The following is a 24,342-nucleotide window of genomic DNA, read 5'->3' on the forward strand; positions in this document are numbered from 1 at the left end:
CAAAAAAACCGCCCGAAGGCGGTTTGAATCCACTGGATGCCTTTTCAGGCACCGTGGATGGTCAGGCCTTTTTGGCCCAAGCAGAGCACCAGGCCTTGGCCGACACTTGCTTGCCTGCAAACAACGGGCACGCACCTGCGGCAGCGCCGGCTTTTGCTTGAAACAACGCACAGTTGGCGCAATTCGAACCCGCAACAAACTTGGGGTTCTTCGCCTTGTCCACTTTGGTGCCATCGGCTTTATAGGCCAAACCTGCGGCTTGAGGGTCTTTTTCGTCCACCATGGCTTGGGCAGAAGCCTCGCTGGCCACCACCAAAGCGCTGGCGGCTGTAGCCACTTGCATCATGAAGACACGGCGGCTGGAATTGGAAGACATGAAACGTGAAGACATAGGGCACTCCTTAGCGCAATTTGCCAGAACATACTGGATGCCGAATTGTGAGCCATGCCAGCAGCACTGTCAGCAAGAGACCGATAGTTGAGCGTTTTGCATGGCGAATGGTCTGCCACCACCACCTGCCACACTTAGAACCAGCAAGAATAAAGAAATTCTTCAATATTTAATTCAGGAATATAATTAGCTTTGCTTGTGACATCAGCAGTTGCAAAGTGCGAGGGCCCGGCAAAGTCCCACCGCACAACCCGCAAGTCACCGCGCCATGGCCCGACGCCACAGCTTGCCCTAACACCCCAACAAAGGTGCCCTGCCTGCAAGGCAAGGTACTTTTCCCGGCGGAATCCATCAGGAAACCGCCATTCCCTGCGGACAGGTTGATTCAAATACACCTGCACGCCACCTCTCTGAAAGGCTCAACCATGAGCAGCAAAATTTACGTGGGCAATTTGCCTTACACCATCGACGACGCCAGCTTGCGTCAAAACTTCTCTGAATTTGGCGGCGTCCTGTCGGCCAAAGTCATGATGGACCGCGACACCGGTCGCTCCAAAGGCTTCGCATTTGTCGAAATGTCCAGCGCTGAAGAAGCCCAAGCCGCCATCACCGGTCTGAACGGCATGTCGGTCAGCGGTCGCTCGATCGTGGTGAACATCTCCAAGCCCAAAGAGCCCACCACCGGCTACGGCAGCGGTTACCGCGACAACCGCAACTGATCACGTTCAGTTGACCCATGAAAAAGCCGCTGTAAAGCGGCTTTTTCTTTGGCAAAAAGTCCAGCAACTCAGCTCACCGCATTGAACTGCAGCGCCGCCAAGCTCGCGTACAGCCCCCCTTTGGCTTGCAACTCGGCGTGAGTGCCCTGCTCTATCAAGTGCCCACGCTCCATCACCCAGATCACATCGGCGCGCTGCACTGTGGCCAGCCGGTGCGCAATCACCAGCGTGGTGCGGCCCACCATGGCTTTGTCCAAAGCGGCTTGCACCATTTTTTCGCTTTGCGCATCGAGGGCACTGGTGGCTTCGTCCAGCAACAAAAGCGGCGGGTTTTTCAAAATCGCACGCGCAATGGCAATCCGCTGACGCTGCCCGCCCGACAAGCGCACACCCCGATCACCCAGATAAGTGTCAAAGCCCTCAGGCAACTCACGGATGAACTCTTGCGCGTAAGCCGTTTCAGCAGCAGCGTGCACCTCGTCAAGACTCGCCTCCGGGCGACCATAACGGATGTTCTCGATCACCGTGCCCGAAAAAATCACCGGCTCCTGCGGCACGATGGCCATGCGTTCGCGCAGGTCGTGCAGGGCCATCTGGTCGATCTGCACCCCATCGAGCACGATGCGGCCCGACTGCGGGTCGTGAAAGCGCATCAGCAAATCAAACAAGGTGGTTTTGCCCGCACCACTGGGGCCGACCACGGCCACTGTCTGCCCTGATTGGATCTGTCCGCTCAACTGGTCCAGCGCCCAAGTGTCGGGTCGCGAAGGGTAATGAAACTGAACCAACTCCAGCTGCAAGGACGAGCCGCCTTGAGGCCAAGGGGCTTTTTGCGGATCGGGCGCGATCTTCAAATTCGATTCGGTGTGCAGCAACTCCATCAGGCGCTCTGTGGCACCGGCTGCACGCAACATGTCGCCATAGACCTCGCCCAGCACGGCAAAAGCGCTGGCCAGCAAGATCACATAAAACACCGCCTCACCCAACTGGCCCGCCGTGCTGGTGCCCGCACGCACCGCCAGCGTGCCCATGTACAAGCCCCACAGCAAGACGGCACTGGACGCCATGATGATGAACCCCACCAGCACCGCCCGAGCACGGATGCGCCCCAATGCTGTACCCAAGGCACGCGCCGTCGACTCGATGAAACGACGTGTCTCACGGCCTTCGGCCGTGTAGCTTTGCACCACGGTGATGGCGTTCAGCACCTCGGACGCGATGGCACTGGAGTCGGCCACCCGGTCCTGACTGGCGCGCGACAAACGACGCACCCGGCGACCCAAGTAAACGCTGGGGAAAATTACCGCCACCAACACGGCAACCACCTGCAACATGAGCACCGGATTGGTCCACACCAACATCAACAGCGCGCCCGCACCCATAACCAAGTTGCGCAAGCCCATCGAAAACGACGAGCCCACCACGGTTTGCACCAGCGTGGTGTCGTTGGTCAAGCGAGACAGCACTTCGCCCGACTGCGTGGTTTCAAAAAAAGCGGGACTTTGCTGAAGCACATGGCCATAGACCGCATTGCGCAGGTCGCCGGTGATGCGCTCCCCCAACCAGCTCACGGTGTAGTAACGCCCCGAGGAAAACACCGCCAATGCCGCCGCCACACCAAACAACTGCAAAAAATTGCCTGACAACTGCTCAGCCGAAGCCCCGGTCGACAGCCCTTGGTCAATCAACTGGCGCAAGACCCAGGGAAACGCCAGCGTGGTGCCCGCAGCCAACAGCAAAAACAAGCCCGCCAAGACCAGCGCCCACCGATAAGGCTTCAAAAATGGAACAAGCCCTGTGAGCGATTGAGGAGATGCCATGTGTATACCCAGCAAGCACCGCGTAGGCGCAGTGTATTGACACCAGAAATAGAAAAACCGTCAGCACTTTCGCACTGACGGTTCTTGTTTGGTGGCCTGGGACGGAATCGAACCATCGACACGCGGATTTTCAATCCGCTGCTCTACCAACTGAGCTACCGGGCCGGAAGCAAAATTATAGCAGAGGAAAAAGCGGATTCAGGCAAATCGAAGACAAATCAGCCATTGCGTTTGCTGCGGGACAAATCCACGCCCAGTTGCTTGAGCTTTCGGTACAGGTGTGTTCGCTCCAGACCCGTTTTCTCCGCCACTTTGGTCATGGAGCCGGCTTCATGGGCCAGGTGAAATTCAAAATAGGCTTTTTCGAAAGCATCGCGCGCCTCTCGCAGAGGTCGATCCAAATCGAAACTTTGCTGAACCTCCAGCACCACACTGCCGAGATCGCTGCCCACCAACGCGGTCGACATCAAGCTGGTGGTTTGCGTGGCCATCAAAGAGCTCACCGCCTGTTTGGCTTGCTCTCTGGCCAAGCCCTGCTCAACGGCTTTGAGCAGTTTTTGCAAGGTGATGGGCTTTTCCAAAAAAGCTTGCGCACCGATCTTGACGGCCTCCACTGCGGTATCAATGGTTGCGTGCCCGCTCATCATGATCACAGGCATGTTGAGCAAGCCTGCTGTGGCCCATTCTTTCAAGAGGCTCACGCCATCGGTATCGGGCATCCAGATGTCGAGCAAGACCAAGTCGGGACGCATGCGCAAGCGCGCTTCGCGCGCCCTGGCGGCATTTTCAGCAAGCTCGACTTGATGTCCTTCATCAAACAGGATTTCAGAGAGCAGATCACGTATTCCCAGCTCATCGTCAACGACCAAAATATTTGCCATATTGTCTGCGTGTCTCTGTTCAATAAGCGGGCGGATTCAGTTTGCCCTTGGTTGTTTCTTGTGCGAATGATAGCGAGACTTGCGCGCCTTTGATTTCGCCGTCTTGCATCACATTGCTCAGTTCAATTTTGGCGCCATGTTCATCGGCGATTTTTTTCACAACGGCCAAGCCCAAGCCGGTGCCTTTGGCCTTGGTGGTGACGTAGGGCTCAAATGCCCTCTTGAGGATATTGGGCTCAAACCCGGGCCCCGTATCGGACACGATCAGACGAACCCGGCTGCGCGAGGCGTTCCATTCGGTGCGCACGCCAACGCGTGCATCCTGAGCAAGTTCGCCTTTGGACTCACAGGCATCCTGTGCGTTTTGAATCAGGTTATGAATCACCTGCCGGAGCTGCTGTTCATCGCCCAGTATCAGGGGGCATGTGGGGTCCAGTTCAGCAACGACCATGGCGCGATGGATCTGGTCTGCAGGCTCATTCGCATACAGCACCATCAAGTCAGAAATCAAGGCATTGAGCTGGACTGGTTTCAAATCGGCCGAGGGCAATCGGGCATAGTCACGAAACTCATTGACCAATCGCTTCATGGCATCAACCTGGTCCACGATGGTCTTCACAGACTTGGCCAACACCGCGTCGTCTTGGGCATCCAGCTTGCCGATGAGTTTTCTTTGCAATCTTTCAGCCGACAACTGAATGGGGGTAAGCGGATTTTTGATTTCATGGGCCAAACGCCTGGCCACCTCACCCCAAGCCTGGGCGCGCTCAGCAGACACGATTTCAGAAATGTCGTCGAACACCAAAAGTCGCATGCCATCGGGCAGCACTGCACCACGGGCCAACAAGGTCACGGCGGTCTCGGACAAGCCTTGACCCGTTGCGTGGATTTCAAAAGATTTTTGCCAATGGTCCAACTCGTGGGCGCCACTGACAGAACGCAGCATCGCAAATTGTTCAATGACGCCTTGGGCAAACCCTTCGAGCTCAGGCAAACTGAGCAGAGACAAGCCGTTGTGCACCGCGACCGGCACCCGCAAGATGCGCGTCGCGCCCGGATTGGCCGACTGTATGACGCCTTGCGCATCGAACACCATGACACCGGCGGTCAAGTTGTCCAGAATGGTTTGCAAATTGCCCCGGGCTGTGTCCAGCTGAACCAGGCTGCGCTGCACATTGGACCGGGCATCCGACAACTGTTGCGTCATGTCGGCAAACGAACGCGTCAGCCCCCCAAGTTCATCGTTGCCTTGCAATGCCAGCTTGGGCGTCAAATCACCCGCAGCCACTTGACGCATGCCATGCGCCAGCAACAACAAAGGCCGGGCCAACTGATTGCCCAACACCACGGCCAGCAAGATGGCCCCGAGAACAGCCAGAAACAAACTCAAGGTCAGCGTGCCGATGTACATGCGCCGAAGGCCCTCCCGAGCCAAGGCACGCTCTTGGTATTCGCGGTAAGCTGACTGCACCTCCAGTGCGTTGTTGACCAGCGTTGGCGGCAGGTCTTGTGTCACTTGCAACAAGCGACGGTCTTCATCGAAGGCCAGGCCTGATTGGGGCAACAAGACCAAGGCCTTGATGCGCCCTTTGTCACCTCCGGGGATGGCTTCGTCGAAGCCTTCTACCCATTCAATGCTGCCTTTCTGCCGTGCTTCTTTGATTTGTGAACTCGGAGGAAGCTCTGGTCGGATCTGGAACCGCGACTGGCCTGCGCTGGCCACCATGCGGCCGCTGGTTGTCCACAACACCGCATCACTGACACCGAGCTGTTCGCGTATTTTTTCCAAAGCAACACCGGCACTCACATCGGCAACATCGCTCAGTTGAGCGGCTGCAACACGCGATTGCTTGGCCAGGTCCGTGCTCAGCGTGTCCAGTGTGGCTCGCCCCAAATTCAATCCGGCCACCAGTGCAGCTTCGACCTTGACGTCAAACCAGCTTTCAATCGAACGTGAAACGAACTGGTAGGACACCACATAAATCAACACACCGGGAATGACGCCCACCAAGGCGAAGATGCCGGCCAACTTGACCAGCAAACGGGAGCCGAATTGCCCACGGCGCAGTCGCAGCAACAGCCGCACGGCCCCCCACAAAATGGTGATCAAGAGCCCGCTGGCCACGATGGCGTTGATCAGCGTGAGCCATTCGTAGTTCTGGTTGTACCGCTCGCGGTTGCCCGTGGCTTGGGTCATCAAGACCAGCAAGCCCAAACCGATCACCACCATCGCCAAAGCGCCTAAGCCCAAAAGCCAGCGGCTGGTGCGCGACGCTTGCAACACTTGCTTCTCGGATCGACGGACAGACAGGCCCACGTCAGCGCACCATGTCTGCTGTCAAACGCAATTGCCGACTCGCCACCAAAGTCCATTCGGCTTGGTTACCCGCGGCAATCTGGAAGGGGCGCGGCAGCTGCGAGATATCCAATCGGAAGCGATAGGCGATGTATTGCCGGGCCTCCAGATCCAGATCGGCCATGTCGGCCACTTTCCAGCCGGATTGACGTCGAATAACGTCCAATGCATCAGGCAGTGTTTCAAAATTTTGTGAAATGCTGCCCGCCAAGCCTGCGCCCGAAATGGGCTCATTCGAGACGTTCAACCGCCAACGGCGGGTGAGCGGCTGAAAGGCCAGCCGGTAATAGCGCGTGGTCATTCCGATTTTTCGGTCATACCAATACCAACGGTCACGCATGACCTCTGCCTCGGCCACAAAGTGAACCGCCAGGCCTTTGACCAAGGCATCCTCTACGGCCGGACCCAACTCAAGCTTCAACTGTGCGGTCACGAACAAGGCTGCGTCCCGACGCTCGGCGCGCAGCTCTGTCAACTCCGCCACCGAGGTTTGAGCCCAGGCGCATGACGCGACAAGCAGCCAGGCCCCCAGGGCCCAGCGAACCAAGCGCCACAGCTCAGTTGTGGCGCTTTTCCAGCAGTGCGTAATAAAACCCATCATGTTCACCCAATGGATTGTGCTCGACGGGCAGCCCACTTGGGGGCTGTCCGGGTATCAAATGCCCTGGAGAGGGCTGCAACAGGGCATCGGTGTTGCGCTGAAGAAACGCTTGCACCGTCTCATCCCCCTCGGCCTTGAAAACTGAACAGGTGCAATAAAGCAAGCGCCCGCCTGGCTTCACCAAAGGCCAAAGGGTTTTGAGCAAGGTGGCCTGAATTTGGGCCAATTGTCCACTGTCTGTCGGTCGGCGCAGCCAGCGCACATCCGGGTGCCGTCTCACAATGCCCGAGGCCGTACAAGGCGCATCCAGCAAAATCGCGTCAAACAGCTCGCCATCCCACCACCGTGCAGGTTGCCCAGCGTCTGCGGCCCGCACTTGAGCTTGTTGACCCAAGCGCTGCAAATTTTGATGAATCCGCTCACAACGGGATTCGTCTACATCCAGGGCCAGCACATTGGCATGGGGGTAAAGCTCCAGCAGATGTCCGGTTTTTCCACCGGGGGCAGCACACGCATCCAGGACTCTCCAGGACTTGGTCGTGTCCAGCCCTTGCATGAGCAGCGGTGCAGCCACTTGCGCGGCGGCATCTTGCACAGACACATGACCCGCAGAAAAGCCGGGCAACAAGTGCACGGGCAAAGCCTTGCTCAATTGCAGCCCCTGCAAACCCACCGCCTGGGATGACACGCCAATCGCTTCCAGCTGTTGCTGGTAAGCGGTCACATGGTGGTGCTGGCTGTTCACGCGCAGCGTCATCGGGGCGGGCTTTTGCGCCATGTGCAGCAGCGATTGCCAATGCTGGGGGTGATCCGCTTGCAGACGCTCGATCCACCAGCGTGGATGATTCCATTGCGCCTGAAGGTTGCCATCGGTCTGTTGCACCAAGTCATCACGCTCCCGCATGAACCGGCGCAGACAGGCATTGATGAACCCGCTTTGGGCTTGGGTTTGCCGCTGCTTGCGTGCGGCCTCGACCGTTTGATTGACCAGGGTATGAACAGGGTACGGGGCGTCCGCATCGTTCCAGCACAAAGCCAGTGCCGTGCAGAGCAAGGCGTCCACCGCAGGCGGTGGTGTTTTGGACGCCAGCAGCTCACGCAATGCAATGGCCCGGCCCAGTTGCCTCAGCACCTGAAAACTCAAGGCTTGAACCCCTGGCCGCAGCTCATGGGGAACACTCTCCATCTGTGCGGTCAGTGAGCGACCCTGGCGTGTGGCCTGTACGGCTGCCGCCGTTGCTTGCAGCAAACGCCATAAAGGCGGGGACTGGCCTGATGAGGTCTGTCCGGTCAATGGGGCCGTGGGTGTCATGGTCTGCTTCAAGCCGTACTCATGGACAAATCCATGCGCATGGCGGGTTTGAGATTCAAGCGTCTGGCCAACCAGGAGGCCGGCCGCATGGCCAGCGCATCGTTGTAAGCGGCCACAGCCACATGGTAAGGAATGAGTGCCGCAGGCAGCGTTTGCCGCATCCGATTCAGTGCGATGTCCAAGTCGGGCTTGACGGCATCGTTGGGCGTTTGAAGCATCGAACGGATTTCTGCAAGCACCTTCAGATGCTGCGCCACCACTTGTTTTTGACTTTCACCATCCAGGGGTTGCAAGCGCGCCTGTGACAAGGCCTCCAACAACTCGTCACAAGCCATCTGCAAGGCTTGCAATTCATCTTCGCCCGCGTCACCTGTCAGTGACTGGCGCGCAGCGATACCGCCTTGCATGCGAACCAGCAAACGAAGCCATACCGCGTCCACGCTGCTCCACTGGCGAACGACCTCAGCGCGCAAACGCACCAGACGGTTGTGCGCCCCGACAGCCCAAAACAGGGTGATCGCCAGCAGCAAGCCAAAGATCAATGCACCCATGGTTTCACCTCCGTGGAATCCTCGCCATAAAAACAGCCCCTGACCGCGAAACGGTGCAGGGGCTGATCCGTGTTCACCCGATGAAAGGTGAACCCCTCACTCAGGCGGCTTCGCCTGCGTCGGTGACGGCGTCTTCAGCCGACTGACCGGCCAAGTCCGCAGCCTCGGCGTCGGCAATGGCACGGCGCTCTGCGTCGTCCATCGCGTCCTTGACGGCGCGGGCCTTGTGATAGGCCAAGCCGGTACCTGCAGGAATCAAGCGACCCACGATCACGTTTTCCTTCAGACCACGCAGCTCGTCGCGCTTGCCCATGATGGCCGCCTCGGTCAACACACGGGTCGTTTCCTGGAAGGAAGCGGCCGAGATGAACGAGTCGGTCGACAAAGACGCCTTGGTGATACCCAGCAACAAGTTGCTGAATGTCGCAGGGATCTTGCCTTCACGTTGCAATGCATCGTTGGTGTTGAGCATTTCGGAACGCTCCACCTGCTCACCAGAGATGTAGGTGGAGTCACCAATGTTCTCCACCACCACGCGGCGCAGCATCTGACGAACAATCACTTCGATGTGCTTGTCGTTGATCTTCACGCCTTGCAGGCGGTAAACGTCCTGCACTTCGTCCACGATGTAGCGGGCCAGCTCTTCGATGCCCAACAGGCGCAAGATGTCTTGTGGGTCGGCTGGGCCGTCCACAATGCTTTCGCCCTTGTTGACCACTTGGCCTTCGTGCACCAGGATGTTCTTCTCTTTGGGGATCAGTTCATCCCAGACCTTGCCTTCAGGATCGGTGATCTGCAAGCGGACCTTGCCTTTGGTTTCCTTACCGAAAGACACGGTACCGGTGATCTCGGCCAACATGCCTTTGTCTTTGGGCGTACGGGCTTCAAACAGTTCGGCCACACGGGGCAAACCGCCGGTAATGTCTCGGGTCTTTTGACCTTCGACCGGGATACGGGCCAGCACTTCGCCAGGGCCCACATCCATGCCGTCGCGCACCTGGATCAGCGAGCCGATCTGGAAGCCAATCGTCACCGAGTGGTCGGTGCCGGGGATCTTGACTTCTTTGCCTTGCGCGTCGATCAGTTTGACCTGAGGACGGATGACCTTGGCGGCACCACGGCGCTTGGGGTCAATGACCACCAAGGTGGACAAACCGGTCACTTCATCAAGCTGCTTGGCAACCGTCATGCCTTCTTCGACGTTCTCGAATTTCACCTGACCGGCGAATTCGGTGATGATCGGGCGGGTCAATGGATCCCAGTTGGCCAAGATAGTGCCAGCCTTGATGGTCTGGTCTGCCTTGATCGCCAGGATCGCACCGTAAGGCACTTTGTGACGCTCGCGCTCACGGCCGTGCTCACTGATCACGATTTCGCCAGAGCGGGAAATCACCACCAGCTCACCTTTGGTGTTGGTCACATAACGCATCGTGGCATTGAAGCCGATGGTGCCGTTGGACTTGGCTTCCACGCTGGAGGCCACCGCCGCACGCGAAGCCGCGCCACCAATGTGGAACGTCCGCATGGTCAGCTGGGTACCGGGTTCACCGATGGACTGGGCAGCGATCACACCAACCGCTTCGCCGTTGTTGACCAAACCACCACGGCCCAGATCGCGGCCATAGCACTTGGCGCACAGACCAAAGCGGGTTTCGCAGGTCAGTGCCGTGCGGACCTTGACTTCGTCGACACCAGCGGCTTCGAGTTCGTCGATCAGGTCTTCGTCGAGCATCACGCCAGCAGCAGCCAGCACAGCGCGGTTTTCAGGGTGCAACACATCTTCGGCCACGGTGCGGCCCAGGATACGGTCACGCAGCGATTCGATCACTTCACCGCCTTCAACGATGGCGCGCATCAACGAGCCGTCAGAGGTGCCGCAATCGAGTTCGGTCACGACCAAGTCTTGGGTCACGTCCACCAGACGACGGGTCAGGTAACCCGAGTTGGCGGTCTTCAAAGCCGTGTCGGCCAGACCTTTACGTGCACCGTGTGTCGAGATGAAGTACTGCAACACGTTCAGACCTTCACGGAAGTTCGCCGTGATAGGGGTTTCAATGATCGAGCCGTCTGGCTTGGCCATCAGGCCACGCATACCGGCCAGCTGGCGAATCTGCGCTGCAGAGCCGCGGGCGCCGGAGTCGGCCATCATGTAAATCGAGTTGAACGATTCCTGATCGACTTCATTGCCATGGCGGTCAATGGTCTTCTCTTTACGAAGTTGGTCCATCATCACCTTGGACACGACGTCACCGGCCTTGCCCCAGATGTCCACCACCTTGTTGTAGCGCTCGCCAGCGGTCACGAGACCGGAGACGTATTGCTGCTCGATGTCTTTGACTTCTTTTTCGGCGGCTTCTATGATGGCGGGCTTCTCTGGTGGCACCAACATGTCGTCGATACCGATCGAGATGCCTGCACGTGTGGCCAGACGGAAACCGTTTTGCAACAGCTTGTCGGCAAACACCACGGTCTCTTTCAAGCCGCACTTGCGGAAAGACGTGTTGATCAGCTTGGAAATTTCTTTCTTCTTGAGGGCCTTGTTCAGGTTCGAGAAAGGCAAGCCTTTGGGCAGGATTTCCGACAGCAATGCACGGCCAACGGTGGTTTCGACCATCGACACAGCTGAAGTGAATTCACCTGTAACTTTGTCCTTGGTCCACTCGGTCATGCGCACGTTGATCTTGGCGGTCAACTCGACGGCATCCGCATCCAATGCGCGCTGCACTTCACCGATGTCGGAGAAGATCAGGCCTTCGCCCTTGGCGTTGATGCGGTCACGCGTGGCGTAGTACAGACCCAGCACCACGTCTTGCGACGGCACGATGGAGGGTTCGCCCGAAGCAGGGAACAGGATGTTGTTCGAGGCCAGCATCAAGGTGCGAGCTTCCATCTGGGCTTCCACCGACAAAGGCACGTGAACGGCCATCTGGTCACCGTCGAAGTCGGCGTTGAAGGCCGCGCAAACGAGGGGGTGCAACTGAATGGCTTTGCCTTCGATCAGCAGGGGCTCAAACGCCTGGATACCCAAACGGTGCAGCGTAGGCGCACGGTTCAGCATCACGGGGTGCTCTTTGATGACCTCTTCCAGGATGTCCCACACCACTGGGGTGCCGGCTTCAACTTCTTTCTTGGCCGCCTTGATGGTGGTCGCGATGCCCATGGCTTCGAGACGCGCAAAGATGAACGGCTTGAACAACTCGATGGCCATCAACTTGGGCAAACCGCACTGGTGCAGCTTGAGGGTTGGGCCCACGGTGATGACGGAACGACCCGAGTAGTCGACGCGCTTGCCCAGCAAGTTCTGACGGAAACGACCGCTCTTGCCTTTGATCATGTCGGCCAAAGACTTCAGGGCGCGCTTATTGGCACCGGTCATGGCCTTGCCGCGACGACCGTTGTCCAGCAAGCTGTCCACGGCTTCTTGCAACATGCGCTTTTCGTTGCGGGCGATGATCTCGGGGGCCTTCAATTCCAGCAGACGGCGCAGACGGCTATTGCGGTTGATGACGCGACGGTACAAGTCGTTCAGATCGGAAGTCGCAAAGCGACCGCCGTCCAGCGGCACCAGCGGACGCAGGTCCGGTGGCAACACAGGCAGCACTTCGAGCACCATCCAGCCGGGCTTGATGCCGGACTTCTTGAAGGCTTCCAGCACTTTGAGGCGCTTGGAGTTCTTCTTGACTTTGAGTTCGGAGCCGGTCAAGTCACCACGCAGGCGCTCAATTTCGCTTTCGATGTCAATGCCTTCGAGCAACTCGCGAATGCCTTCAGCGCCCATCTTGGCCGTGAATTCGTCGCCGTATTCCTTGACTTTGGCATCGTAGTCGTCTTCGGACATGATGCCGAACTTCTTCAGCGGGGTCATGCCAGGATCGGTCACGACATACGCTTCAAAATACAGCACACGTTCGATGTCGCGCAGCGTCATGTCGAGCACCAGGCCCAAACGCGATGGCAACGACTTCAGGAACCAGATGTGGGCGCAAGGCGCGGCCAGATCGATGTGACCCATGCGTTCGCGACGCACTTTGGTCTGTGTGACTTCAACGCCGCACTTCTCGCAGATCACGCCGCGGTGCTTGAGGCGCTTGTACTTGCCGCACAAGCATTCGTAGTCTTTGATGGGGCCAAAGATTTTGGCGCAAAACAGACCATCGCGCTCGGGCTTGAAGGTGCGGTAGTTGATGGTTTCCGGCTTTTTCACTTCGCCGAAAGACCACGAACGGATCTTCTCGGGCGATGCCAGGCCGATGCGGATCGCATCGAAGTGGTCATCGGGCGTGAACTGCTTGAACAGGTCGAGTAGTGATTTCATGGTTTAAATCCTTTGCCTGTGAATTAAGAACGCTCGAGCTCGATGTCAAGGCCCAGCGAACGGATTTCCTTGACCAGCACGTTGAACGACTCGGGCATGCCCGCTTCGATGGAGTGTTCGCCCTTGACGATGCTCTCGTACACCTTGGTACGACCCTGCACGTCATCGGACTTCACGGTGAGCATCTCTTGCAGAACGTAAGAGGCGCCATAGGCTTCCAACGCCCACACTTCCATCTCACCGAAACGCTGACCACCGAACTGCGCCTTACCACCCAGCGGCTGCTGCGTGACCAAGCTGTAAGGACCGGTCGAACGGGCGTGCATCTTGTCGTCCACCAAGTGGTGCAGTTTCAAGAAGTGCATGTAGCCAATGGTGGTTGGACGGTCAAAGGCATCGCCTGTGCGGCCGTCAAACAAGTTGGCTTGTGTGCGTGTCGCGGTCAAACCTTTGGCCTTGGCCAGGTCTTCCGGATACGCCAGATGCAGCATGGCGCGAATTTCTTCTTCGGCCGCACCGTCGAACACGGGCGTGGCGAATGGGAAACCTTCTTTGAGATTGCCAGCCATGGCCAGCACTTCGTCGTCGGTCAGTTGCGACAGGTCTTCCTTGCGGCCCATGCTGTTGTACAACTGCTCGAACAGCTTGCGCAGCTCGGCAATCTTTTCCAGACGTTGGGTTTCCGCTTGCAGCATGTTGCCAATGCGCTGGCCAATGCCTTTACCGGCCCAACCCAAGTGGACTTCCAGCACCTGACCCACGTTCATACGCGAAGGAACGCCCAGAGGGTTCAACACGATGTCTGCGGGTGTACCGTCGGCCATGTAAGGCATGTCTTCAACAGGCACGATCTTGGAGACCACACCCTTGTTACCGTGACGGCCGGCCATCTTGTCACCCGGCTGCAAGCGGCGCTTGACGGCCAAGTAGACCTTGACCATTTTGAGCACGCCTGCTGGCAACTCGTCGCCCTGGGTGAGCTTCTTGCGCTTTTCTTCAAAAGACAAGTCGAAGCTGTGGCGGGTTTGCTCCAGCGAGTTCTTGATGGACTCGAGTTGCATGGCCACATCGTCTTCCGCTGGGCGAATGTCGAACCAGTGGAACTTCTCGACCGACTCCATGTAGGCTTTGTCGAGCTTGGTGCCTTTGGCCAGCTTTTGAGGGCCACCGTTGGCCACTCGGCCAATCAGCAATTTCTCGATACGGTCAAATGCATCGGCTTCCACAATGCGCAGCTGGTCGTTCAGGTCCAGACGGAAACGCTTGAGTTCGTCGTCAATGATCTGCTGGGCACGCTTGTCGCGCACGATGCCTTCACGGGTGAAGACCTGCACGTCGATCACGGTGCCGGAGCTGCCCTGGTCCACGCGCAGTGAGGTGTCTTTCACATCGCTGGCTTTTTCGCCGAAGATGGCGCGCAGCAGTTTTTCTTCTGGCGTGAGGGTGGTCTCGCCTTTTGGCGTGACCTTGCCCACCAGCACATCACCGGGTTGCACTTCTGCGCCCACGTAGATGATGCCGGAGTCGTCCAGACGACCCAGTTGCTGCTCGGACAAGTTGGGGATGTCGCGCGAAATTTCTTCGGCGCCCAACTTGGTGTCACGGGCCATGACCACGAGTTCTTCGATGTGGATCGAGGTGTAGCGGTCTTCCGACACAACACGCTCGGAGATCAAGATCGAATCTTCGAAGTTGTAGCCGTTCCAAGGCATGAAGGCGATCAGCATGTTCTGACCAATGGCGATTTCGCCCAGGTCGGTCGATGCACCGTCGGCAATCACATCACCCTTGGCCAGCTTGTCGCCACGCTTGACGATCGGGCGCTGGTGGATGTTGGTGTTCTGGTTGGAACGCTGGTACTTGATCAGGTTGTAGATGTCCACACCCACTTCACCGGCCAGGGCTTCAGCGTCGTTCACGCGGATCACGATGCGGGTTGCATCCACGTAATCCACGATACCGCCACGGGTGGCGGTCACCACGGTGCCGGAGTCGACCGCTGCGACGCGTTCGATACCGGTACCGACCATGGGCTTTTCAGGACGCAGCACAGGCACGGCCTGACGCGACATGTTGGCACCCATCAAAGCGCGGTTGGCGTCATCGTGCTCCAAGAAAGGAACCAGCGATGCGGCGACCGACACGATCTGGGCAGGCGACACGTCCATGTACTGGATGCGCTCGGCACCGCACAGGATGGATTCGCCTTTTTCACGGGCAGAAACCAGGTCACCGGTCAGCTTGCCGTCTTTGTCCAATGTGGCGTTGGCCTGGGCGATAACATACTTGCCTTCTTCGATGGCGGACAGGTAGTCGATGTTCATCGTGACTTTGCCGTCGATCACTTGGCGGTACGGGGTTTCAATGAAACCGTACTCGTTCAAGCGGGCGTACAAAGCCAGCGAGTTGATCAGACCAATGTTTGGACCTTCAGGCGTCTCAATAGGGCAAACGCGACCGTAGTGGGTCACGTGCACGTCACGCACTTCAAAGCCGGCACGTTCGCGGGTCAAACCACCTGGACCAAGAGCCGAAACACGGCGCTTGTGGGTGATCTCGGCCAGCGGGTTGGTCTGGTCCATGAACTGCGACAACTGCGATGCGCCGAAGAATTCCTTCAAAGCAGCAGAGATCGGCTTGGAGTTGATCAGGTCGTGAGGCATCAGGGGCTCTTGCTCGGCCTGACCCAGACGCTCTTTCACGGCTTTTTCGATACGCGCCAAACCGGTACGGTACTGGTTTTCGGCCAATTCACCCACGCAACGCACGCGGCGGTTGCCCAAGTGATCGATGTCATCGACTTCGCCATTGCCGTTGCGCAAGTCCACCAGGATCTTGACCACAGCCAAGATGTCTTCGTTGGTCAGCACCATCGGGCCAGTGGAGTCAGGACGACCCACACGGGCGTTGAACTTCATGCGACCGACACGCGACAAGTCGTAAGTGTCAGGGTTGTAGAACAAGCGCTGGAACAGGGCTTGCACAGCGTCTTCTGTTGGCGGCTCGCCAGGACGCATCATGCGGTAGATGGCCACGCGCGCAGCAAACTCATCAACGGTTTCGTCGATGCGCAGGGTCTGCGAAATGTACGCGCCCTGATCGAGTTCGTTCGTATAGATGCACGGCAGGTCCTGGATACCCGATGTGCGCAGCTTTTTCAGCAGGGCTTCGGTCAACTCTTCGTTGGCCTTGGCAATGATCTCGCCAGTGTCCGCTTCGACAATGCTGCGTGCCACGACACGACCCAGCAAGTAATCTTCTGGCACGCTGATGTGCGTTGTGCCCGATTGCTCGAGTTCGCGTGTGTGGCGAACGGTGATGCGCTTGTCTTTGGCCACCACCACTTTGCCGGACTTGTCGGTGATGTCAAAACGGGCGACTTCACCGCGCAGACGTTCGGCCACAAATTCCATTTGCGCACCGCTGTCCATCAGACGGAAGTTGTCGTTGACGAAGAAGTTGGCCAGAATGGATTCAGGGTTCAGGCCGATGGCCTTGAGCAGAATCGACACGGGCATCTTGCGACGGCGGTCGACGCGGAAATACAAGATGTCTTTCGGGTCGAATTCAAAGTCGAGCCACGAACCACGGTAAGGGATGATGCGGGCGGAAAACAGCAATTTGCCCGAGCTGTGTGTCTTGCCCTTGTCGTGTTCAAAGAACACGCCGGGGGAACGGTGCAGCTGAGACACGATCACGCGCTCAGTGCCGTTGATGATGAAGGAGCCTTTGTCGGTCATCAAAGGCACTTCGCCCATGTAGACCTCTTGCTCTTTGACTTCCTTGACCACTTTGGACTGCGATGTCGAAGAGTCGCGGTCATAAATGATGAGCTGGACACGCGCACGCACAGCCGAGGAGAAAGTCAGACCACGGGTCTGGCACTCACGCACGTCAAACGCTGGCTTGGCCAGGTTGTACTCGACAAATTTCATCTCCACAAAACCATTGTGGGACACGATCGGGAAGGCCGATTCGAATGCGGCTTGCAGGCCTTCGTGGGTGCGTTTGGATGAAACAACACCTGCTTGCAAGAAGGACGTGTAAGCGTCTTTTTGCATTTGCAGCAGGTAAGGAACTTCGAGCACGCTTTCGCGGCTGCCGAAACTTTTGCGGATTCGCTTGCGTTCGGTGTATGAATAGGCCATGAGATCTCCGGGCTTGATCTTTCAGAACTGTGTGTTGAACGAGTTTTAGACTCGTTCAACGGGCTTGGCGGCTGGCCTCTACCAGCGTTGGCGGACGATTGCGCATTGCACGCAACCCGAACCAAGGGTTTTCTGCAGTCGGGTCAGAAAACACGGGAAAGAGGACTTTGTCAAATCCTCTTTCCGGTGTTTCACCAAAACATTGAAAAGCAGCTCTTGCAGCGCTGTTTTTCCTTGTGCTCTTCAAGCACCAAAGGCTGGAGGCCCTTGCGGGCACTCCAGCCTTGGAACAAAACCGAATTACTTGAGTTCGGCCTTGGCGCCAGCTTCTTCCAGCTTCTTCTTTGCAGCTTCAGCGTCAGCTTTTGGCAGACCTTCTTTAACCGCTTTAGGAGCGCCGTCCACCAAGTCTTTGGCTTCTTTCAAGCCCAGACCTGTGATTTCGCGCACAGCTTTAATCACGGACACTTTGTTTGCGCCGGCTTCCAACAACATCACGTTGAAGTCAGTCTTCTCTTCAGCAGCAGCAGCGGCACCGCCACCAGCAGCAGCAGGAGCAGCCATAGCGGCAGCGCTCACGCCAAATTTCTCTTCGATGGCTTTCACCAGGTCGTTGAGTTCCATGACCGTCATGCTGTCCAGCGCGGTCAAAAATGCGTCTTTATCGAATGCCATTTTTATTTCCTAACAATTGGTTAAAACACGAACGCTGGCCTTAAGCGGCAACAGCTTCGCCTTCGCCTTTTTTGGCCGCCAGAGCACCCAACACCACAGCGGTGCGGGACATTGGCGACATCAGCAAGCCACACAACTGAGCCAACAAAACTTCTTTCGAAGGGATGTTTGCCAATTGCTTAACGCCATTGACGTCCAGGGCTTTACCTGCAAATGCACCTGCACGAATCACCAACTTGTCGTTGGTTTTCGCGAAGTCCGCTACCACTTTGGCGGCAGCGACTGCATCTTCAGAGAAGCCATAGATCAGCGGGCCAGTCATCTGATCGGCGACAACTTCAAACTGCGTACCTGTCACAGCACGGCGAGCCAAGGTGTTTTTCAACACCGTCAGCGAAACGCCGAGGCTGCGAGCTTTGACGCGCAAGTTTGTCATGTCAGCGACCGTGATACCACGGTATTCCGCCATCACAAGCGTTTGAGCTTTAGCGGCGAGGTCGGTCACTTCGGAAATGACCGCTTCTTTCTCACTGCGATTCAGACTCAAGGTCTACTCCTTTATATGTGTTCTTCGGGTCGCCCCTGAAACACGCCTATTTGCAGCGACCAACTGTTCAGGATATTCATCCATCTGCAGCGGGATCGCCATCTGCGTTGGCCCAAACATTCAAGCGAACTTGTTTGTCTGTTGATTAAGCACAACCATGTGTGCACCAACGGTCTTGGATGGCCTGACTTCTTTTTGCAAAGGAATCAGCCCACCACATTGAGCAGGCTTTACAGTCTGCTCAAATTTTTATCGCAATCAAGCTGCGATGGATTGTGTGTCGACGCGAACGCCCACACCCATGGTCGAAGACACAGCCACTTTGCGCAGGTAAACACCTTTGCTGGTTGCTGGCTTGGCTTTCACCAAGGCTTCGATCAATGCGGCCAAGTTGCCTTGCAACTTGTCAGTGTCAAACGAACGGCGGCCAATGGTGCCGTGCACGATACCGGCTTTGTCAACGCGGAACTGGACTTGACCAGCCTTGGCATTGCGCACAGCGGTAGCGACGTCAGGGGTGACGGTGCCGACTTTGGGGTTAGGCATCAAGCCACGTGGGCCCAAAATCTGACCCAAAGTACCCACAACGCGCATCGCGTCAGGGGCGGCAATCACCACGTCGAAAGGCATGTCACCCGCTTTCACGCGCGCAGCCAGATCATCCATACCGACCACGTCAGCACCAGCAGCGCGGGCTTCATCGGCCTTGGCACCTTGTGCGAACACAGCGACACGGGCAGTTTTGCCGGTACCGTTAGGCAACACGACAGCGCCACGCACCACTTGGTCGGATTTCTTGGCATCAATGCCGAGCTGCACGGCCACGTCGATGGATTCATCGAATTTGGCAGTTGCGCACTCTTTGACCATGGTCAAGGCATCGGCCAATGCGTACAGCTTCAAGCTGTCCACTTTGCCAACGAGGGCTTTTTGTTTTTTGGTGAGCTTGGACATTTACACGCCCTCCACATTCACGCCCATGGAGCGGGCAGTACCAGCGATGGTGCGAACGGCTGCATCCATATCGGCGGCAGTCAGATCTTTCATCTTGGTTTTGGCGATTTCTTCCAGCTGAGCGCGGGTGATCTTGCCAACCTTTTCCAGACCTGGCTTGGTCGAAGCCTTGTCGATCTTGATGGACTTCTTGATCAAGGTCGCTGCAGGCGGCGTCTTGATGATGAAGGTGAAGGATTTGTCTGCAAACGCAGTGATGACCACTGGCAATGGCAGGCCCGGCTCAACGCCTTGGGTCTGGGCGTTGAACGCCTTGCAGAATTCCATGATGTTCAAACCACGTTGACCCAATGCTGGACCAATAGGTGGTGATGGATTGGCTTTACCAGCTGGCACTTGCAGCTTGATGAAGCCGACGATTTTTTTCGCCATGCTTTTCTCCTTGCGGGTTTTAACGCTCAAGACTTTGTGGCCTTGGGCTCCCCGGGGTTAACGACTCTGAAATATTGCCAGGCACCGAGTCGGTAAGCACCTGACAGAATTTTTTAAACCCAATCAGGTTTTTTCGACTTGACCGAACTCCAGCTCAACGGGCGTTGCGCGACCAAAAATGGTCACAGAAACACGCATCTTGTTTCGCTCGTAATTGACTTCTTCAACCGTACCATTGAAATCGGTGAATGGACCTTCTTTGACGCGGATGTACTCACCCACTTCAAACTCGACCTTGTGGCGAGGCTTGTCGGTACCTTCTTGCATCTGGCTCACAATTTTCTGAACGTCTGCTTCAGAAATGGGCGCAGGACGGTTTTTGGCACCACCCACAAAACCCGTCACCTTGTTGGTGTGCTTGACCAAGTGCCAAGTTTCGTCGTCCATCACCATTTCCACCAGCACGTAGCCGGGGAAAAATTTGCGTTCAGTGGTGCGTTTCTGACCGTTTTTGACTTCAACCACTTCTTCTGTGGGCACCAAAATACGACCAAACTTGGACTCCATGCCCGAGCGCGTAATGCGCTCAATGATGTTGCGCTCGACCGCTTTTTCCATGCCCGAGTAGGCATGAACCACATACCATTTCAGGTCTGGGTTGGTTGAAGAGCCCGCCATCGGCGCGTTGACTACAGCATCGTTCATTATTTTTTCCACCCAAGAATCAGATCGTAGAAAACCCATTCCAGAGTTTTGTCGGTGAGCCACAAAAACAGGGCCATCACCACCACAAAGGCAAAGACATAAGCCGTGATCTGCATGGCTTCCTTGCGCTCAGGCCAGACCACTTTTTTGACTTCGCGAACAGCATCGCGGCCAAATGCGATCAATTGACGACCCGACTCGGAAGTGAAGAACACCACAACACTGGCAACCAAGCCCACCAGCAGGCCAGCCCACTGCGCCAAGCTGCCACTGCCGGCCAGCATGTAGTAGGCCACCAATGCCGCAATGACCAAGACGCCAGCCAACGCCAGACGCATCTTGTCACCCACAGCACTCACAGTTTGAACTTCGGACGTTGCCATACGGCTTGAAACCTTTGTTGAGCCTCAATTCACGAGGACTCTTATCAGACAAGGAAGCCCGCTAGGGTCTAGCGGGCTTGAAAATCCACCTTTTCAGGTGGCAGGGGCAGTAGGAATCGAACCTACAACCTTCGGTTTTGGAGACCGACGCTCTGCCAATTGAGCTATACCCCTACTTGAACCTCTTTAGGCGATGATCTTGGCAACGACGCCAGCACCAACCGTGCGGCCACCTTCGCGGATGGCGAAGCGCAAGCCTTCTTCCATCGCGATGGGGTTGATCAACTTCACAGTGATCGACACGTTGTCACCCGGCATCACCATCTCTTTGCCTTCTGGCAATTCGATCGCGCCGGTCACGTCAGTCGTACGGAAGTAGAACTGGGGACGGTAGTTGTTGAAGAAAGGCGTGTGACGGCCACCTTCGTCTTTGGACAAGACATAGATCTCGCCCGTGAAGTGGGTGTGTGGCTTGATCGAGCCTGGCTTGCACAGCACTTGGCCGCGCTCGACGTCTTCGCGCTTGGTGCCGCGCAGCAAGATACCGACGTTGTCGCCAGCTTGACCTTGGTCCAGCAGCTTGCGGAACATCTCGACGCCTGTGCAAGTGGTCTTGACAGTGTCTTTGATACCGACGATTTCGATTTCTTCGCCGACTTTGACGATGCCGCGCTCGATACGGCCAGTCACCACAGTGCCGCGGCCAGAGATGGAGAACACGTCTTCCACGGGCATCAGGAATGCGCCGTCCACTGCGCGGTCAGGCGTAGGGATGTAGGTGTCCAGAGCAGCGGCCAGCTTCATGATGGCTTCTTCGCCCAATGGGCCTTTGTCGCCTTCAAGGGCCAGCTTGGCGGAACCTTGGATGATCGGTGTGTCGTCGCCTGGGAAGTCGTACTTGGACAACAACTCGCGCACTTCCATCTCGACCAGCTCCAACAACTCAGCGTCGTCGACCATGTCGCACTTGTTCAGGAACACGATGATGTAAGGCACGCCAACCTGACGGGCCAACAAGATGTGCTCACGGGTCTGAGGCATTGGGCCGTCAGCAGCGGAGCAAACCAGGATCGCGCCGTCCATCTGGGCAGCACCGGTGATCATGTTTTTCACATAGTCAGCGTGGCCTGGGCAGTCAACGTGAGCGTAGTGACGGTTTTCTGTCTCGTACTCAACGTGTGCGGTGTTGATCGTGATACCACGGGCTTTTTCTTCGGGCGCGGCGTCGATCTGGTCGTACGCTTTGGCTGCACCGCCGAACTTGGCTGCCAACACGGTGGTGATGGCGGCTGTCAGTGTGGTTTTGCCGTGGTCAACGTGACCGATGGTGCCCACGTTCACGTGGGGTTTGGTCCGTTCAAATTTCTCTTTTGCCATATCTTCGACTCCGAAAAGTAGTGGTCAACAAAACAACCAAGACAGAGGGCGCCCAACTTTCGTTGCGCGCCCCAAAACTGGTGCCCTTGGCGGGAATCGGACCCGCGACCTCTCCCTTACCAAGGGAGTGCTCTACCACTGAGCCACAAGGGCAAAATCTTCTTACAAACTCAACCGAATGATTGGAGCGGGAAACGGGAATCGAACCCGTGTCATTAGCTTGGAAGGCTAAGGTTCTACCATTAAACTACTCCCGCACTGATTGCACCGCACGAGTGGATGCGATGCCAATGCTTGGAAACCATTTCCAATTGCTCAAATCAACCGGCATAAGCCAGTTTGCTGGTGGAGGAGACTGGATTCGAACCAGTGTAGGCGTAAGCCAACAGATTTACAGTCTGCCCCCTTTAGCCACTCGGGCACCCCTCCAGAAGCGAGTCTTAGATTATGCCATCCTTTTGTGACACCTCGCAAGTTGGATCACAACTTTTTCACCATTCAACCGGTTTTTCTCCAATTTGCAGCCAAAACTGGTTGGCTTGCGCAAAATGCCCACAACCCAAAAACGGCACAGGCGGCCGCATCGCAGACAAAGGCGAAGGGTGATTGGCCTGCAAAATCAAATGACGCTCGGAGCCACCAACAGCATCGATCAACTGCTTTTTGGCTTGCGCATGGGCCCCCCACAGCATGAACACAACAGGGCGCGGACTTTTCGCTACCGCAGCAACCAGTGCGTCGGTCAATATCTCCCAACCCCAACGCGCATGGCTGGCAGGCTGCCCCGCCTCCACCGTCAAGCAAGTGTTCAGCAAAAGCACGCCTTGCTTGGCCCAAGGCACCAACGACCCTTGGGTCGGCACAGGCGTGTGCAGACTTTGCTGCAACTCTTTGAAGATGTTGCGCAAACTCGGCGGCACACGCACCCCGGGCGCAACCGAAAAGGCCAAGCCTTCGGCTTGACCCGGCCCGTGATAAGGGTCTTGCCCCAAAATCACCGCACGCACTTGGTTCAGCGGCGTCAACGCGAGCGCCCTGAACGGCGCTGAGGGATACACGGTTTTGCCAGCCTTCAGCTCATCCGCCAAACGCACAGACAAGGATTGCCCCGCAGAAGAGGCCAAAAAGTCCCGCACCAAAGGCGCCCAGCCCCCATCCAGATCACGCAGATCGGGCGGCCACTGCCTCAAACAGTCGGCATCCATGGCGTTATCGCCAAAACCCAAGGTCTGCTGAGCCCCGTCGTTTGACATCAGGCAAAGAGTTTCGCCAGCGCCTCACCAGGCTCATTGGCGCGCATGAACGCTTCGCCAACCAGAAATGCGTTGACATGGGCTTCGCGCATGCGCTTGACATCGTCAACAGACAAAATACCGCTCTCGGTGACCAACAAACGGTCTGCCGGAACTGCGGGGAGCATGTCCAGGGTGGTCTGCAACGACACTTCAAATGTTTTCAGATTGCGGTTGTTGATGCCGATCAACCTGGTTTTCAACTTCAGTGCACGGTCCAATTCGGCCCGGTCATGCACCTCCACCAACACCGCCATGTCCAGACTGCTGGCCACGGCTTCCATTTCGGCCATTTGCGTGTCGTCCAGACAAGCGGCAATCAGCAAAATGGCGTCAGCGCCCATCGCGCGCGCTTCGTAGACCTGGTAAACATCGATCAGAAAGTCTTTGCGCAGCACAGGCAAGTCGCAGCTGGCGCGGGCTTGCTTCAGGAAATCCACACTGCCTTGAAAGAACTGCTTGTCCGTCAAGACGGACAAGCAGGCGGCACCGTGTTCGGCGTAGCTTTGAGCGATGTCAGCGGGAATGAATTCCTGCCGCAGAACACCTTTGGATGGACTGGCCTTTTTGATTTCAGCAATCACAGCAGCCTGCCCTGCCGCAATTTTGGCGCGCAAGGCGCCTTCAAAGTCGCGTGTCAGCACGCGGCTTTCAGCATCTGCCCGAACCATCGCCAAAGATTTTTTGGCCAAGGCGGCCGCGACTTCTTCGCGTTTGACTGCGACGATTTTGTCGAGGATGTCACTCATGGTTTTTTTCCTGTGCGTGCTCAGTGGCACCGTTTTTCAAAATTCGAATAAAAATGCGGTGCATCAGCAGGCCGACCACCACTAACAAAACCGAAACGCCCACAGCGATCCAGGCGCCTTCGTCATGCCACATG

The 24,342-nt window shown here is 56.9% G+C and carries 20 protein-coding genes and 5 tRNA genes; 1 reads left to right on the top strand and 24 read right to left on the bottom strand.

What is annotated here, in order from left to right; all coding sequences use genetic code 11:
* Window positions 1–61: 61 nt before the first annotated feature.
* Window positions 62–391 carry a high-potential iron-sulfur protein gene (locus tag ACZ5VE_RS13105; protein WP_464455595.1) on the bottom strand — a complete coding sequence of 110 codons (330 nt, stop codon included), beginning with the start codon at window positions 389–391 and terminating at the stop codon, window positions 62–64.
* A 425-nt stretch (window positions 392–816) separates the two neighbouring features.
* On the opposite strand from ACZ5VE_RS13105, the gene ACZ5VE_RS13110 reads away from it, so the two are divergent.
* Window positions 817–1,110 carry an RNA recognition motif domain-containing protein gene (locus ACZ5VE_RS13110; RefSeq protein WP_108285888.1) on the top strand — a complete coding sequence of 98 codons (294 nt, stop codon included), beginning with the start codon at window positions 817–819 and terminating at the stop codon, window positions 1,108–1,110.
* Window positions 1,111–1,178: 68 nt separating this feature from the next.
* Here ACZ5VE_RS13110 and ACZ5VE_RS13115 read toward each other — a convergent pair whose 3' ends face one another.
* The 23 genes from ACZ5VE_RS13115 to ACZ5VE_RS13225 form a co-directional block, all read right to left on the bottom strand.
* Window positions 1,179–2,930 carry an ABC transporter transmembrane domain-containing protein gene (locus tag ACZ5VE_RS13115; RefSeq protein WP_464455596.1) on the bottom strand — a complete coding sequence of 584 codons (1,752 nt, stop codon included), beginning with the start codon at window positions 2,928–2,930 and terminating at the stop codon, window positions 1,179–1,181.
* An 89-nt stretch (window positions 2,931–3,019) separates the two neighbouring features.
* Window positions 3,020–3,095: transfer RNA gene (locus tag ACZ5VE_RS13120), tRNA-Phe, on the bottom strand.
* A gap of 53 nt (window positions 3,096–3,148) precedes the next feature.
* Window positions 3,149–3,811 (bottom strand): response regulator, encoded by a 663-nt coding sequence (locus tag ACZ5VE_RS13125; RefSeq protein WP_464455597.1) that lies wholly within the window; start codon window positions 3,809–3,811, stop codon window positions 3,149–3,151.
* Between the two features lie 19 nt (window positions 3,812–3,830).
* On the bottom strand, window positions 3,831–6,128 hold the full coding sequence (locus ACZ5VE_RS13130; protein ID WP_464455598.1) for a sensor histidine kinase: 2,298 nt from the start codon (window positions 6,126–6,128) through the stop codon (window positions 3,831–3,833).
* A gap of 1 nt (window position 6,129) precedes the next feature.
* Window positions 6,130–6,768, bottom strand: coding sequence for a DUF4390 domain-containing protein (locus tag ACZ5VE_RS13135; protein WP_464455599.1), 639 nt, complete (start codon window positions 6,766–6,768; stop codon window positions 6,130–6,132).
* Entirely contained in the window at window positions 6,725–8,080 is a 1,356-nt protein-coding gene (gene rsmB / locus ACZ5VE_RS13140; protein ID WP_464455600.1) for a 16S rRNA (cytosine(967)-C(5))-methyltransferase RsmB, read from the bottom strand. Before rsmB ends, ACZ5VE_RS13135 begins: the two co-directional genes overlap by 44 nt.
* 8 nt (window positions 8,081–8,088) lie before the next feature.
* Entirely contained in the window at window positions 8,089–8,631 is a 543-nt protein-coding gene (locus ACZ5VE_RS13145) for a LemA family protein (protein ID WP_464455601.1), read from the bottom strand.
* A 100-nt stretch (window positions 8,632–8,731) separates the two neighbouring features.
* Window positions 8,732–12,946: a DNA-directed RNA polymerase subunit beta' gene (gene rpoC, locus ACZ5VE_RS13150; RefSeq protein ID WP_464455602.1), complete on the bottom strand. Its 4,215-nt coding sequence runs from the start codon at window positions 12,944–12,946 to the stop codon at window positions 8,732–8,734.
* Between the two features lie 23 nt (window positions 12,947–12,969).
* A complete protein-coding gene (gene rpoB, locus ACZ5VE_RS13155) occupies window positions 12,970–17,094 on the bottom strand; it encodes a DNA-directed RNA polymerase subunit beta (RefSeq protein ID WP_464455603.1) in 4,125 nt (1,374 codons plus the stop codon).
* A 300-nt stretch (window positions 17,095–17,394) separates the two neighbouring features.
* A complete protein-coding gene (gene rplL, locus ACZ5VE_RS13160) occupies window positions 17,395–17,769 on the bottom strand; it encodes a 50S ribosomal protein L7/L12 (protein ID WP_019428453.1) in 375 nt (124 codons plus the stop codon).
* Window positions 17,770–17,809: 40 nt separating this feature from the next.
* Complete coding sequence (rplJ, locus tag ACZ5VE_RS13165) at window positions 17,810–18,316, bottom strand: 50S ribosomal protein L10 (RefSeq protein WP_464455604.1); 507 nt, start codon at window positions 18,314–18,316, stop codon at window positions 17,810–17,812.
* Window positions 18,317–18,574: 258 nt separating this feature from the next.
* On the bottom strand, window positions 18,575–19,270 hold the full coding sequence (gene rplA, locus ACZ5VE_RS13170; RefSeq protein ID WP_464455605.1) for a 50S ribosomal protein L1: 696 nt from the start codon (window positions 19,268–19,270) through the stop codon (window positions 18,575–18,577).
* On the bottom strand, window positions 19,271–19,702 hold the full coding sequence (rplK, locus tag ACZ5VE_RS13175; protein ID WP_019430860.1) for a 50S ribosomal protein L11: 432 nt from the start codon (window positions 19,700–19,702) through the stop codon (window positions 19,271–19,273).
* 123 nt (window positions 19,703–19,825) lie between these two features.
* Window positions 19,826–20,407, bottom strand: coding sequence for a transcription termination/antitermination protein NusG (gene nusG / locus ACZ5VE_RS13180; RefSeq protein WP_464455606.1), 582 nt, complete (start codon window positions 20,405–20,407; stop codon window positions 19,826–19,828).
* On the bottom strand, window positions 20,407–20,790 hold the full coding sequence (gene secE / locus ACZ5VE_RS13185) for a preprotein translocase subunit SecE (RefSeq protein WP_464455607.1): 384 nt from the start codon (window positions 20,788–20,790) through the stop codon (window positions 20,407–20,409). The genes nusG and secE overlap by 1 nt, the downstream gene beginning before the upstream one ends.
* 98 nt (window positions 20,791–20,888) lie before the next feature.
* Window positions 20,889–20,964: transfer RNA gene (locus tag ACZ5VE_RS13190), tRNA-Trp, on the bottom strand.
* Between the two features lie 12 nt (window positions 20,965–20,976).
* Window positions 20,977–22,167 (bottom strand): elongation factor Tu, encoded by a 1,191-nt coding sequence (tuf, locus tag ACZ5VE_RS13195; protein WP_100174243.1) that lies wholly within the window; start codon window positions 22,165–22,167, stop codon window positions 20,977–20,979.
* Between the two features lie 78 nt (window positions 22,168–22,245).
* Window positions 22,246–22,320 (bottom strand) — tRNA-Thr (locus tag ACZ5VE_RS13200).
* Between the two features lie 30 nt (window positions 22,321–22,350).
* Window positions 22,351–22,424: transfer RNA gene (locus ACZ5VE_RS13205), tRNA-Gly, on the bottom strand.
* 86 nt (window positions 22,425–22,510) lie between these two features.
* A tRNA-Tyr gene (locus ACZ5VE_RS13210) sits at window positions 22,511–22,596 on the bottom strand.
* Window positions 22,597–22,658: 62 nt separating this feature from the next.
* On the bottom strand, window positions 22,659–23,372 hold the full coding sequence (locus tag ACZ5VE_RS13215; RefSeq protein ID WP_464457503.1) for a uracil-DNA glycosylase: 714 nt from the start codon (window positions 23,370–23,372) through the stop codon (window positions 22,659–22,661).
* Window positions 23,373–23,419: 47 nt separating this feature from the next.
* Window positions 23,420–24,208 carry an indole-3-glycerol phosphate synthase TrpC gene (trpC, locus tag ACZ5VE_RS13220; RefSeq protein WP_464455608.1) on the bottom strand — a complete coding sequence of 263 codons (789 nt, stop codon included), beginning with the start codon at window positions 24,206–24,208 and terminating at the stop codon, window positions 23,420–23,422.
* Window positions 24,201–24,341 (bottom strand): hypothetical protein, encoded by a 141-nt coding sequence (locus ACZ5VE_RS13225; protein ID WP_464455609.1) that lies wholly within the window; start codon window positions 24,339–24,341, stop codon window positions 24,201–24,203. The genes trpC and ACZ5VE_RS13225 overlap by 8 nt, the downstream gene beginning before the upstream one ends.
* Between the last annotated feature and the right edge of the window lies 1 nt (window position 24,342).

Source organism: Limnohabitans sp. INBF003, from assembly GCF_055396645.1.

Bases quoted from the DNA above. Each gene is read 5' to 3' on its own strand.
- ACZ5VE_RS13105 (WP_464455595.1), bottom strand. From the start codon at position 391: ATGTCTTCACGTTTCATGTCTTCCAATTCCAGCCGCCGTGTCTTCATG.
- trpC (WP_464455608.1), bottom strand. From the start codon at position 24,208: ATGAGTGACATCCTCGACAAAATCGTCGCAGTCAAACGCGAAGAAGTC.
- rplK (WP_019430860.1), bottom strand. From the start codon at position 19,702: ATGGCGAAAAAAATCGTCGGCTTCATCAAGCTGCAAGTGCCAGCTGGT.
- ACZ5VE_RS13135 (WP_464455599.1), bottom strand. From the start codon at position 6,768: ATGATGGGTTTTATTACGCACTGCTGGAAAAGCGCCACAACTGAGCTG.
- rpoC (WP_464455602.1), bottom strand. From the start codon at position 12,946: ATGAAATCACTACTCGACCTGTTCAAGCAGTTCACGCCCGATGACCAC.
- rpoB (WP_464455603.1), bottom strand. From the start codon at position 17,094: ATGGCCTATTCATACACCGAACGCAAGCGAATCCGCAAAAGTTTCGGC.
- ACZ5VE_RS13215 (WP_464457503.1), bottom strand. From the start codon at position 23,372: ATGGATGCCGACTGTTTGAGGCAGTGGCCGCCCGATCTGCGTGATCTG.
- ACZ5VE_RS13145 (WP_464455601.1), bottom strand. From the start codon at position 8,631: ATGGGTGCATTGATCTTTGGCTTGCTGCTGGCGATCACCCTGTTTTGG.
- secE (WP_464455607.1), bottom strand. From the start codon at position 20,790: ATGGCAACGTCCGAAGTTCAAACTGTGAGTGCTGTGGGTGACAAGATG.
- ACZ5VE_RS13115 (WP_464455596.1), bottom strand. From the start codon at position 2,930: ATGGCATCTCCTCAATCGCTCACAGGGCTTGTTCCATTTTTGAAGCCT.
- rsmB (WP_464455600.1), bottom strand. From the start codon at position 8,080: ATGACACCCACGGCCCCATTGACCGGACAGACCTCATCAGGCCAGTCC.
- ACZ5VE_RS13225 (WP_464455609.1), bottom strand. From the start codon at position 24,341: ATGTGGCATGACGAAGGCGCCTGGATCGCTGTGGGCGTTTCGGTTTTG.
- nusG (WP_464455606.1), bottom strand. From the start codon at position 20,407: ATGAACGATGCTGTAGTCAACGCGCCGATGGCGGGCTCTTCAACCAAC.
- rplL (WP_019428453.1), bottom strand. From the start codon at position 17,769: ATGGCATTCGATAAAGACGCATTTTTGACCGCGCTGGACAGCATGACG.
- rplA (WP_464455605.1), bottom strand. From the start codon at position 19,270: ATGTCCAAGCTCACCAAAAAACAAAAAGCCCTCGTTGGCAAAGTGGAC.
- ACZ5VE_RS13110 (WP_108285888.1), top strand. From the start codon at position 817: ATGAGCAGCAAAATTTACGTGGGCAATTTGCCTTACACCATCGACGAC.
- ACZ5VE_RS13125 (WP_464455597.1), bottom strand. From the start codon at position 3,811: ATGGCAAATATTTTGGTCGTTGACGATGAGCTGGGAATACGTGATCTG.
- tuf (WP_100174243.1), bottom strand. From the start codon at position 22,167: ATGGCAAAAGAGAAATTTGAACGGACCAAACCCCACGTGAACGTGGGC.